Source organism: Corynebacterium sp. 122RC1 (assembly GCF_024580955.1).
In the GTDB taxonomy this organism is placed as follows: Bacteria; Actinomycetota; Actinomycetes; order Mycobacteriales; family Mycobacteriaceae; genus Corynebacterium; species Corynebacterium kozikiae.
In genome coordinates this window covers 84,505-96,383 of record NZ_JANIKD010000007.1, presented here as the reverse complement: position 1 = coordinate 96,383, position 11,879 = coordinate 84,505, and the positions used below count along the sequence as shown (strand labels likewise).

At 58.5% G+C, this 11,879-nt stretch carries 11 protein-coding genes, 1 pseudogene and 1 riboswitch; of the genes and pseudogenes, 9 read left to right on the top strand and 3 right to left on the bottom strand.

Annotated elements, in window-relative coordinates; genetic code table 11:
- The first annotated feature begins 309 nt into the window (after positions 1–309).
- Positions 310–684 carry a hypothetical protein gene (locus NQ050_RS05335; RefSeq protein ID WP_257038257.1) on the top strand — a complete coding sequence of 125 codons (375 nt, stop codon included), beginning with the start codon at positions 310–312 and terminating at the stop codon, positions 682–684.
- A gap of 89 nt (positions 685–773) precedes the next feature.
- On the opposite strand, the pseudogene NQ050_RS05330 reads toward NQ050_RS05335, so the two are convergent.
- From NQ050_RS05330 to NQ050_RS11240, 3 genes and pseudogenes are all read right to left on the bottom strand, one after another.
- A pseudogene (locus NQ050_RS05330) lies at positions 774–1,191 on the bottom strand (transposase family protein); the annotation flags it as partial.
- 164 nt (positions 1,192–1,355) lie between these two features.
- Positions 1,356–2,210: a 23S ribosomal RNA methyltransferase Erm gene (erm, locus tag NQ050_RS05325; protein ID WP_257038256.1), complete on the bottom strand. Its 855-nt coding sequence runs from the start codon at positions 2,208–2,210 to the stop codon at positions 1,356–1,358.
- Between the two features lie 99 nt (positions 2,211–2,309).
- Positions 2,310–2,357 (bottom strand): erythromycin resistance leader peptide, encoded by a 48-nt coding sequence (locus NQ050_RS11240; RefSeq protein ID WP_011116968.1) that lies wholly within the window; start codon positions 2,355–2,357, stop codon positions 2,310–2,312.
- 807 nt (positions 2,358–3,164) lie between these two features.
- Here NQ050_RS11240 and dnaK point away from each other — a divergent pair.
- From dnaK to NQ050_RS05285, 8 genes are all read left to right on the top strand, one after another.
- Positions 3,165–4,994 (top strand): molecular chaperone DnaK, encoded by a 1,830-nt coding sequence (gene dnaK, locus NQ050_RS05320; RefSeq protein ID WP_257038255.1) that lies wholly within the window; start codon positions 3,165–3,167, stop codon positions 4,992–4,994.
- On the top strand, positions 4,994–5,623 hold the full coding sequence (grpE, locus tag NQ050_RS05315) for a nucleotide exchange factor GrpE (protein WP_257038253.1): 630 nt from the start codon (positions 4,994–4,996) through the stop codon (positions 5,621–5,623). The genes dnaK and grpE overlap by 1 nt, the downstream gene beginning before the upstream one ends.
- Before the next feature lie 103 nt (positions 5,624–5,726).
- Positions 5,727–5,925, top strand: a riboswitch (cobalamin riboswitch).
- Positions 5,926–5,973: 48 nt separating this feature from the next.
- Entirely contained in the window at positions 5,974–7,017 is a 1,044-nt protein-coding gene (locus NQ050_RS05310) for an iron ABC transporter permease (protein WP_257038252.1), read from the top strand.
- Complete coding sequence (locus NQ050_RS05305) at positions 7,014–7,811, top strand: ABC transporter ATP-binding protein (protein WP_257038251.1); 798 nt, start codon at positions 7,014–7,016, stop codon at positions 7,809–7,811. Before NQ050_RS05310 ends, NQ050_RS05305 begins: the two co-directional genes overlap by 4 nt.
- A 37-nt stretch (positions 7,812–7,848) precedes the next feature.
- Positions 7,849–8,919 carry an ABC transporter substrate-binding protein gene (locus NQ050_RS05300; RefSeq protein ID WP_257038250.1) on the top strand — a complete coding sequence of 357 codons (1,071 nt, stop codon included), beginning with the start codon at positions 7,849–7,851 and terminating at the stop codon, positions 8,917–8,919.
- 177 nt (positions 8,920–9,096) lie between these two features.
- A complete protein-coding gene (gene dnaJ / locus NQ050_RS05295) occupies positions 9,097–10,272 on the top strand; it encodes a molecular chaperone DnaJ (protein WP_257038249.1) in 1,176 nt (391 codons plus the stop codon).
- Positions 10,273–10,284: 12 nt separating this feature from the next.
- Positions 10,285–10,659 (top strand): heat shock protein transcriptional repressor HspR, encoded by a 375-nt coding sequence (locus tag NQ050_RS05290; RefSeq protein ID WP_257038248.1) that lies wholly within the window; start codon positions 10,285–10,287, stop codon positions 10,657–10,659.
- 13 nt (positions 10,660–10,672) lie between these two features.
- Entirely contained in the window at positions 10,673–11,833 is a 1,161-nt protein-coding gene (locus NQ050_RS05285) for a DUF418 domain-containing protein (protein ID WP_257038247.1), read from the top strand.
- Positions 11,834–11,879: the final 46 nt, after the last annotated feature.

Genomic DNA, 11,879 nt, shown 5'->3' with positions numbered 1-11,879 from the left:
ACAATACCAGCGCACCGCCCACAGGATCACATCACCCTGGAAATGGCGCCACTTGAAATCCGTCATCGTTCCGTCCGTCCAATCTCCGCCAAGCATGCTCAAGCTTCACGATTTTTGCAACAGAGCCAAACCGGAAATCCTAGTTGGCTTCTCGAAGCTCCAGCTTCCCCATTGCGAGGGCTTACTGAAGGTAAACGACGGGAGGCGTTGAGGCGCGCGCGGAATTCTGCGGAGAATCGTTCAGCACATCATCCTCGCCATGGGGCAGCGATTACGCATGACGATGCTTTGGCGAACACAATGTTTGGGATGTGGAAAGACATTCTCCCTAACCACGACCCCGATGCTGAACCGGAGAGGAGGGAGAATAGGAATCGTGTTCGGATGTGGAAAGAAGCGCTAGAAGCAGCGTTTCCGCATGAAGTAGATCCTGACGGGCAAACGACGTACTGGAGAGTGGCCCACCTTCATCTGCTGCGCAATCGGGTGTCGCACATGGATAGCTTGCTCAATGTTGACGTTCTCGATGTGATTGGTGACGTGTTTTCACTGGTTGGGAGCATAGACCCGGTTCTCGAGCAGTGGCTCACGGGCACGAGCACCGTCAAGAAAATTTACGCCGCCCAGATTGCACGCGTGGGGATTGAGGGTGTGAATCCCACTGTCGTGGGTTTGATGAGGTAGTCGATGTTGCGGAAGCTTTGGCATCGGCGTGCGTTGTGCTCCGTACGTTGTTTCAAAAACGGGTTTCATCAAACGGAACAAAACCTGGGACACTTCATATCCCACCCCAGGCCTAATGACTTGGGTGCAGCGGCAACGCTCATCCGATTTAGGCAGAGTCGTTGCAGGATCCAGTGGGTCACCTGGTCCGTGGTCTTTGAATTGTCGGGCGCGCAGGCAAGGCCAGCACGGAAGATCTTCTGCAAGCAACGCTTGTTGGTGCACCGGTAGCGTGGAAGGCGCACATGAAGTTGTTGGGTGGCCGACGATGGGCAGATCGACCAGGCTGCGGATGACGTGGTCGCGGAATACTCCAGGCTGCCCGCAGGTAGGGCATTCATTGATCGGCTCGACGGGTTCGGCTTCAATAACAGTGACGTCACCGTTTTCTGTGGCACCGGTGATAGTAGTTCCTAGTTTTGCGGTGCGGCAGATGGTATCGACGATGACATTTCCGTTAGGCTGCACAGTAGGTCCTTAGTTTTGTACGGATGGATTAGATACCTTTTTCCTACAAAGCCAAGGACCCCAATATCTTGTGCCACGCCCGAACCCCCGGCGAACTAATCAATGCACTCTAAAACCGGAAGAGCCCTTTTAGTACTACTGGTGGATTTCGGTTTTGGTGGGGATTAACGCCGCCGGCTTCGGTTTTTCCGTTGAGGAGGTCGTTGACTACTTCCCGATGGTGAAATGGGTCGATGGTGAGGTAGAGAGGAACCAGTCACCTGGAAGAGATCGATCCAGTCGTTGGTGTGCAATCTGGGAGGTAGGGTCGCGGGGTCGATTCCTCGCGAGTGCAACCATGATTGTGTTTCTGAACGTGATGAAAACAACCCTGCCCTTCGGAGAATTTCCCTTATCCCGCGTCCCCGGGCAGTGAAAACGGTGTGCACCATCGCCTGAAAGGCTTTGCGCTGCTCTATCGGAATCTTCGGGTCACCCACCCGGCGGATCACTAAGATCCCCCCGTCAACGTTTGGCTGTGGCCGGAAAGCAGACCTTGGTACCCGGGAACCCAGGTGAAATGTGAACCATGGGGACCACTGAGCCGTCATCATCGTGCTTGCGCCTACCCCAGCCCGGCGGCGAGCGACTTCCCACTGCATGAGGAGTACAGCGTCAGTCCATGCCGGCGCATGCAGCAACTTTCGAAGAATGGCAGTGGTGAGGTGAAAGGGAATGTTTCCCACAATGACGCAGGGAGTGGCGGGTAAACGGAAGTTAAGGAAATCATCATGGACCACTTCGACCGCCGCCGAGGAGGTTTCTTGTGTGAGTTTGGCAGCTAGTTTTGCGTCCACTTCAACTGCCGTTATCGCCCTCCCCAAGTGGGCCATCGGGTGAGTGAGGGCACCGCTTCCTGGTCCGATCTCAATGATGGGGCCGGAGGTTTGTTTTACAAGGTCGATGATGGAGTTGATGATCTTGTGGTTGGTGAGAAAATTTTGGCCATGCTCGTGACGGCCGTGTCCGTATGCAGACATCAGGTGTGCTCCTTGGATTTGAAAGGGAGCCGGGCATGACAAATAGCCGCCCGGCTAAAGGACCGGAGCGGTTTTTAACCTACGGGGTAGGAAACCGCCTTAGCGGTTGGTGCGCAACCGCAAGAAAGCGGTACCTGAAATCAACATGGGTCTAATTATATCCCCGCCCGCCCCCAGTAGAGAAAAAGAAAAGGCCTACAGGCGCAAATTGTCCTGTAGACCTTTTCTTACTCATAGCGAGGGACCTTGTCCTCACTTTCTGTACTTGCATTCTACTCTTGGAAAGTTTCAATGCAAGTTCCCCAAGGGTGTGCAACCTTCTGGTGGTCGATGATCACAGCTCAAAGGTGTGATGTCCATGGGTTTTTGGAAAAGGAGTCCGAAGACTTCTTGGACAGGGAGTCCAGTTACTTGTTGGGCAGGGAGTCCGTCGCTTTGTGGACGGGGAGTCTAAGGGGTTTGTGGACGAGTTTTAGGTGCTGGGCGGCCTATGGCTTTTTGCGGCGTGAGGGCCGTGGTCGTGACAGGATCAGTTTGATCTCTGGTGGGCGGCGGTGCCACATCCTTTCGACATATCCGATATTGATCTGACCTCCGGCTGGTCGGTGCAACAAGGTAAGGGGCTATCGCTTCCTTCCGCTGGTGGGTTAGTTGTGAAAGGCCTCACCTGCTTTTGACCCGGACCCCTGCCGCGCCTTCTCGCCGTGGGGCGCTGCCGAAGTGGGGTCTTGGGAGCGTCGGAAAGCTTCAGGAAACCAAGATTGAGTCCACCACGCTCAACTTTCTAAAAAATTTTTCTGCTTTTTACCAGGGCTTTTAGGTTCTCGGGGCAATTTACAGCAGTGGGGCGGGAACAATATCCAGGGTGGGGGAGTTAGGCTAAGTGTCGGGTTGAGTGGAGCAGGCTCAACCCAGTGAACACTTCAATAAAACACAATGTAGGAAGGAACCTCCATGTCCCGTGCAGTAGGTATTGACCTCGGTACCACCAACTCCGTAGTTGCCGTTCTTGAGGGCGGTGAGCCCGTAGTTATTGCGAACTCCGAGGGTTCGCGCACCACCCCATCCGTGGTGGCTTTTGCCAAGAATGGTGAGGTGCTGGTTGGCCAGTCCGCCAAGAACCAGGCGGTGACCAACGTGGACCGCACCATCCGCTCCGTCAAGCGCCACATTGGCACTGACTGGACTGTTGGCATCGATGAGAAGAATTACACCCCACAGGAAATTTCCGCCCGTACCCTGCAGAAACTGAAGAGGGACGCAGAGGCATACCTTGGTGAGGACGTCACCGATGCCGTGATTACCGTTCCCGCATACTTCTCCGACGCACAGCGCCAGGCAACCAAGGAAGCCGGCCAGATCGCGGGCCTCAACGTGCTGCGCATCGTGAACGAGCCAACCGCAGCCGCGCTCGCATACGGCCTGGAGAAGGGCGAGAAGGAGCAGACCATCCTGGTGTTTGACCTCGGTGGCGGTACCTTTGACGTCTCCCTGCTGGAAATCGGCGACGGCGTGGTGGAAGTCCGCGCAACCGCCGGTGACAATGAGCTCGGTGGCGATGACTGGGATCAGCGCATCGTGGACTGGCTGGTAGAGCGCTTCAAGGCGTCCTCCGGCGTGGACCTCTCCAAGGACAAGATGGCCATGCAGCGTCTGCGCGAAGCAGCCGAGAAGGCAAAGATTGAGCTGTCCTCCTCCCAGAGCGCAACCGTGAACCTGCCATACATCACCGTTGATGCAGACAAGAACCCACTGTTCCTGGACGAGACGCTTTCTCGCACTGAGTTCCAGCGCCTTACCCAGGATCTGCTGGACCGCACCAAGACCCCGTTCAACCAGGTAATCAAGGATGCCGGTGTGTCCGTCTCCGAGATCGACCACGTGGTGCTGGTGGGTGGCTCCACCCGCATGCCTGCAGTATCTGACCTGGTCAAGGAGCTCACCGGTGGCCGCGAGCCAAACAAGGGCGTGAACCCAGACGAGGTAGTGGCAGTTGGCGCTGCACTCCAGGCCGGTGTGCTCCGCGGCGAAGTCAAGGACGTGCTGCTGCTGGACGTCACCCCACTCTCCCTGGGAATTGAGACCAAGGGTGGCTTGATGACCAAGCTCATCGAGCGCAACACCACCATTCCGACCAAGCGCTCCGAGACCTTCACCACGGCTGAAAACAACCAGCCATCCGTGCAGATTCAGGTCTACCAGGGCGAGCGTGAGATGGCGGCGGACAACAAGCTGCTTGGTTCCTTTGAGCTCGGCGGCATTGCGCCTGCGCCACAGGGTGTGCCACAGATCGAGGTGACCTTTGACATCGACGCCAACGGCATCGTCCACGTCACCGCCAAGGACAAGGGCACCGGTAAGGAAAACACCATCAAGATCCAGGACGGCTCCGGCCTCTCCCAGGAAGAGATCGACCGCATGGTGAAGGACGCCGAGGCCCACGCGGAAGAGGACAAGAAGCGCCGCGAGGAGCAGGAAATCCGCAACTCCGCTGAGTCCATGGCTTACCAGACCCGTAAGTTCCTGGAGGAAAACGGCGAGAAGGTTTCTGAGGACGTGAAGACCAAGGTCAACGAAGCCGCCGACGCCGTGGACGAGGCCCTCAAGGGCAGCGACATTGAGGCCATCAAGGCAGCCGTAGACAAGCTCTCCACGGAATCCCAGGAAATGGGCAAGCAAATCTACGAAGCCGAAGCAGCCCAGGCCAACGCCCAGGATGCCGCTGACGCCGACCCCAACGTGGTGGACGCAGAGGTTGTAGATGAGGACGAGGACAAGAAGTAATGTCTGACCAAAACCAAAACCCTGACGTCCCCGAGGTTGAGGAGGAGTTGCTTACCGACGCCCCCAGCGCCGAAGGTGAACAGGTTGCAGCGGAAGGTGCCGCCGAAACCCTAGAGGGCGCTGAGGTGGATGGCTCTGAGGTGGATCGCCATGAGGCGGGTGCCGCAGGCGATCTGCAGGCGCAGCTTGATGAGCGCACTGAAGATCTGCAACGGATCACCGCGGAGTACGCTAACTACCGGCGTAGGACCGAGCGGGAGCGCCAAGCAACGGTAGAGCTGGCAAAAGCACAGGTGATCACCACGTTGCTGCCGTTGCTCGATGACCTTGAGCTCGCCGAGAAGCACGGTGACCTCGCCGAGGGACCGCTCAAAGTCTTCCGCGATAAGTTGGTGGGCGTCCTCGACGGCCACAAGGTGGAAGCCTTCGCTGAAGAGGGTGACCCCTTTGATGCCGAGCGTCACGAGGCCGTGCAGGACCTCTCCACTGGAGACGAAAAGGTGATTGGTACCGTGTTGCGCCGAGGCTACCAAGCAGGCGAGCGCCTCCTGCGTACTGCAATGGTGATCATCGCCGACCCGGCCGAGCCACAAGAAGTAGTGCAGCCGCAAGAAGCGCCTGCCGAGTAGCCTGCTGCTCGCGCAGAGAGCAATGAGCCCCCGAACCAGTTTCGGTTGGGGGCTCATTTTCGTGTGTTAGCCTAGGACTGATCTTCGTTCATGAATATATAGTTCATTTCGCAAAGATCAATGTGAAAGTCGGTGTTCAACGGGAATCCAGTGAGAATCTGGAACTGACGCGCAGCGGTAACGTAAGCACTTGGCCGTGAACTGGGTGAGCCCACTGGGCATCCTGGGAAGAGCTCATTACAGATGGCCGAGATTCTTGTCTTATGGAGTCCGAAAACCTTGCACCGAGTGGGATGATCGGGAGTGCGCGATCTGCTTCTGGTCACTATGAAAGGCACGTTGGCTTGCCCATGCAACGGCGAATTCTCACGGCTTCCGTGATTATCGGTGTGGGCTGCGCTCTCGCTTGTGTGAGTTTGGTTGCAGCCCTTGTGCTGGGCTCTGCAGAGGTGAGTTTTTCTCAAGCGTGGTCCGTTTTGGCGTCGCACGTCTTGGGCCAGGAGGCCGCCGTACCCAAGAGTGTGGATTCTATTGTGTGGGATCTGCGTCTTCCTCGGAGTTTGTTGGCTCTCATTGTTGGTGCTGGTCTTGCAGTGTCTGGCGTGGCCATGCAGACGCTTGTCCGCAACCCTCTTGCAGACCCCTACATTCTTGGTATTTCTTCAGGCGCAGGTGTGGGTGCTACTGCTGTCATTCTGTTTGGCTGGTTTGGCAGCCTGCCCGTTTCCGCACTCACCGTGGGCGCCCTGGTGGGTGCGGCGGCTGCGTCGTTTGCCATCATGGCTTTTGCTCGCACGCGCGCTGGTTTGACGCCTCTGCGCCTCGTCCTGGGTGGCGTGGTGCTCTCGGCAGCGTTTTCCGCACTCTCCAGCTTTATGGTGTTTGCGGGCCCAGATCCGCGTGCAGCGCAGTCCGTGATGTTCTGGATGTTGGGCAGTGTCGCGGGCGCTACCTGGGCAAAGCTCTGGTTCCCGCTCGTGGCGGTGTTGCTGGTGAGCACATACTTTGTGATGTGGAGTAGACAGTTGGACGCTTTGGCAACGGGACGGGAGACGGCCGCAGCCGTGGGTGTGGAAGTGCCTAAGTTGCGGATGGGTTTGTTTCTTGCACAGTCGGTGCTGGTTGGCTCGATTGTGGCCGTGGCCGGGGGCATCGGCTTTGTGGGCCTGGTGATTCCCCACGCTGCTCGAATTCTCGTGGGCGCGTCGCATCGCTTGCTTATTCCGGTTGCCCTCACGGGCGGGGCGTTGTTCATGCTCTGGGTGGATGTGTTGGCGCGTGTGATTGGTGGTTCCCAGGAGATGCCGCTCGGCGTAGTCACGGGACTTATCGGTGCACCGCTGTTCCTCTACCTGATGGCGAAGAATAGTTATCGCTATGGAGGTATGGAATGAATTGTGTGCAACATGGCGCGCTCCTCAAGGCGCGCGGCCTGACCTTTTCGTACCACAACGGCGATCAGCCAATCTTGCGGGATCTGGACCTCACGCTGCAGCCGGAACAAATGACGGCCATCGTGGGCACGAACGGTGCGGGGAAGTCCACCCTGCTTAAGTTGCTAGCAGGTGTCATGGAACCCAGTGGTGGGAAGATCCTCGTCGGTGAGGAGTCCTTGCGGTCGATGCCGGCGCGGCAGCGGGCACAGCAACTCGCGTTTGTGGCGCAGGAGGAGCAGCCTCCCTTTGAGATGGAAGTTATCGACTTTGTGAGCTTGGGCCGCCTCCCGTACTCTTCGCGTTTTGGAGTGATGCGGGCCAGCGATCATGAGGCCGTTCAGGCCGCGATCCAGCTCATGAGGATTGAGAACCTCGCCGGGCGCAATAGCGGTGAGCTTTCTGGCGGCCAGCGCAGGCGCGTGGTGATCGCCCGTGGTATCGCACAGCGGAGCCCATTCCTCCTGCTTGATGAGCCAACCAACCACCTCGATGTATGCCACCAGCATCAGGTGCTCAATATGGTGCGAGAGTCTCACAGTACCGTCGTTGCGGCGATTCACGACCTCGACCTCGTCCTCACCTACTTCGACCGCGTGATAGTGCTGCATGAGGCTTCGGTATTCGCTGACGGATCGCCTGTTGACGTTCTCACGCAAGACGTTGTGCAACAGGTCTTTGGGGTGCGCTCCCACATCGAGCACGTGGAGGCTCTCCGGCATCCGCACCTGCTCACTGAAAAATTTGAAGACTAATTAGAACAAAACCCCATTTTGGGATGGAGGAAACCCCATGAAAACTTGGAACAAAACCCTCGCAGTATTTACTCTGTGTGGCCTCGGCCTCGTGGGCTGCACCTCTTCAGGTGATGCGCCGCAAGCGGAGGGCGATCAGGCGTCGATCACCCTGACCAACTGTGGCCAGGAGGTGACCTACCCAGGTGAAGCCAAGAAGATGCTGGTCAATGACGGTAACATCATGTCCCTCGTGCTGGCTGCCGGCGCAATTGACGCAGTGACCGCCGTGAGCTCCATGCAGCGCGACTTGGACATCCTGCAGGCCGCCTACGGTGACGCCATCGCGTCGAAGGAAGAGATCGCTGAGAAGTACCCCACGCTTGAGGAGATCGTGGCATCGCAAGCCGACGTCTACGTGGCTGGCTGGGGCTACGGCCTGAGCGAAGACAAGGGCATCACCCCAGAGCGCTTGGCCGAGTACGACATTGCTACCTACGTGCTCTCGGAGTCCTGCCGTCAGCAGGACGGGGAGGGCCGCGGGGTGATCAACCCCTACGACGCAGTGCGCGAAGACCTCCACAACATTGGCCTGCTCACCGGCAATGAGAAGGAGGCCAAGGAGGCCGTGCAGCGCTTTGACAAGCGCCTAGACACGCTGGAGGCCGCACCGGAAGCAACTAAGGAGCCCGTGGTGCTGGTCTTCGACTCCGGCACTGACACCGTATTCACCTCTGGCCGTTGGGGCGCTCCTCAGGGCATCATCGAAGCGGCAGGCGCCAAGAACGCAATGGAGGGTGTGGAGGATACGTGGGTATCGGTGAACTGGGAGGCAATCGCTGAGCAGCAACCCGACGCCATCGCGTTTGTGGATTACCCCGGCCAAACGCTGGAAGAGAAAGTGGAGCTGCTGCGCAGTCACCCGGTGACCAAGGATCTGCCGGCCGTGAAGGAAAACCGCTTTATCAACCTTCCCTACGCCATGTGGTGTGAGTCGCCGCTGAACGTCGATGCCGCGGAGCATGTGCGTAAGGCCCTCGAGTACTTCAAGCTTGTCCCAGAAAGCACCATCGCCCCAGAGTTGGCCCTGCCTGATTCCGTACCGGGTCAGGAGTACACGCGCGGTTAGGTTCTTTCTTCTCCCATCACACCACGCTGCCGAGTGTTTGGCCGCGTGGTGTTTTTATGCGCTCACGTGCACGGCTGGGTTTCGCTCGCACACCCAGGGTGCAATAAAAACTCCAACGTGAGCGTTGCGTCCACTAGACTCAACTTTTAGTGAACAGGAAAGAAAGGTGTGCGCATTATGGCACCAAAACCAGAGTGGGCTGAGAAGGACTACTACAAGGACCTCGGTGTATCCAAAACCGCTACCGAGGCGGAGATTAAAAAGGCGTATCGCAAGCTTGCTCGCGAAAACCACCCGGATTCCAACCCCGGCAACGCAGCCGCGGAGGAGCGCTTCAAAGCCGTGGCCGAGGCATATGACGTGGTGGGTGACCCAGAAAAGCGTAAAGAGTATGACGATTTCCGCCGGATGGCGTCTCGCGGATTTGGTCAGGCAGGAGGCGCCGGCTTTCCCGGCGGGTTTCGCCAAGCGCAAGAAGGATTCGACTTCCAAGACATCTTCACTCAAAGAGGCGGAGGATTTAGCCAAGAGGGCCCTTTGGGGGATATCTTCGGTGGCATTTTCAACCGCGGCAGTGGTACTCGCAACACAACTGCGCCGCCGCGGGGACAAGACGTAGAAACCTCCATCCGAATTAGCTTCCGCGAGGCCGCGCGCGGCACCACCATTCCGGTAAAGCTCACCGGTGAGGTTCCGTGCCAAACCTGCCACGGCTCGGGCGCGAAGTCGGGCCAACCGCAGAACTGCCCTACCTGCCAGGGAACAGGGTTTACCAGTGAGAACCGCGGAGCTTTTGGCTTCAGCGCACCGTGTAAAGACTGTGGCGGTACCGGCAAGAAGATCACCGACCCCTGCCCGGATTGCAACGCCACCGGTACCCAGCGCAAAACCAGGGACATCACGGTGCGCATCCCACAGGGCATCCGCGACGGCCAAAAAGTTCGCCTCGCAGGCCAGGGCGAAGCCGGGCACAACGGCGCCCCAGCAGGCGATCTCTTTGTGACCGTCCACGTTGACGCCGACCCCGTCTTTACCCGCGACGGCCAAGACCTTGAGCTTACGGTGCCAGTCTCCTTCGCCGAGGCAGCCCTCGGCGGGACCGTCTCCGTTCCCACGCTCGATGGTCGGGTGACTGTGAAGATCCCGGCGGGAACTCCCGACGGGCGAGTGTTGCGCGTGCGCGGGAAAGGAGTGCCGCGCAAAGCTGGCGCTGCTGGAGACCTCCTTGTGCGCGTCGTTGTGCAAGTGCCGCCGACGCTCGACGTAGATGCCACAACCGCACTGCGAACCTATGCGCAGGCGGAGCGCGATGCCGGATTTGACCCGCGCCAGGGATGGGCGGGCAACGCTTAGGAGGTGAGAACCATGAGTACAGAACGGACAACCTATGTGATCTCGGTTGCTGCGGAGCTTTCCGGGATGCACGCGCAGACTTTGCGCACCTATGACCGCATGGGTCTGGTCACGCCGGAGCGCACATCTGGTGGCGGGCGTAGGTACAGCGAGCACGATATTTCCATGTTGCGGGAGATTCAGTCGCTTTCCCAGGATCAGGGAGTCAACCTTGCGGGGATCAAAGCCATCATTGAGCTGAAGCGCGAAAATGAGCAGCTCAAGCGCGAAAATGAGCAACTGCGCCGCCAAGTGGCCAGGCCCAAAGGGGAGATTGTGCACGTGCCGCGTTCCACTGCCGTGGTGATGTGGCAGCCGCGTCGCGGGCGCTCTTCCTCCTCCTCATAGTAAAAAGGAGGGCATGGATTCCCTGGATGCGCAGTATTCCCGCAGACTTGTTGCCCCCGACCTCGCGCGTGGTTTTGCCTTATTAGGCATCGCCATTGCAAATGCAATTACGGCGTGGTCGGGGGACGCGGGGGAGACTGGATTCGGGATCGTGCGCAACACCGCCGACTCCATGGCCGGCCTGTTTGGCGCAATGTTCGTGCATGTGCGCGGCATCGCCCTGTTCTCCACGCTGCTGGGATACGGCATCGGGATGATCTACGCCCGGGAACTGCAAAAAGGCCACCGTGCCACCCGCGTGATTCTGCGCAGATACGCCTGGCTCGCGGGTTTCGGTGTGTTGCATGCAATCTTCCTGTTCTGGGGAGACATCATGGTGTTCTACGGGCTGGCCGGCATGGCAATGTGCCTGGTGGTGCGCCTCAAAGACAAGGCCCTGTTGACCATCGCCGCCGCGCTTGCGGTGGTGTGGATTGGTGTGATGGGGCTCTTGACTGCGCTTTCGGTTGTCATGGGTGGCGTCATAGACATGGCAAAACTCAATATGGCGGCGCCTATGGTGGAAAGCTACCTGGATCAGCTTGTGGCGGGCGCGATCATAGTGGCAAGCCAGCCTCTGAGCTTCTTCGGCGTGATCTTCATGCTGGGCCCGTGCATCCTCGTGGGGTTTGTGGCCGGGCGCCGCGGCATGATGTGGCATGTGCCGCGCTACCTACCGCTGCTGCGCGCCCTGGCACTTATCACCTTTGGCCTGTGCATCATTCTGGGTGCTGTATGGTGGTTCATCGGGATCAACGGCATGAACACGGAAGCGATCGTGTTCATCAATACTGCTGTGGGTCCGCTTTCCGGCCCGGGTTTCCTGGCCATGTTTGCGCTGTTGGCGCACTGGGTTGAGCGCCGCGGGGGAGTAGGGGAAATCTTCGGTGCGGTGGCCGCTCTTGGCTCAATGAGTATGAGTGGGTATGTGGCGCAGTCGGTCCTCTTTGGGTTGATCATGGCCCCGTACGGCCTGGGTGTGGGCTACGGGGGTGGCGCTGCCTATGTTACCGGCGTGGCCGTGTTCGTGTGGCTAGTGACTGTGCTTGTAGCAGGTTTTTGGCGCAGTCTGGGCAAGCGCGGGCCGGTGGAATCAATCCACCGGAAGGTGGGATATTCACCAAAATTGGCATAAATCTTTCGCACACAAAGCAAAATCTGTAACCTAGGCCTCACCTCGT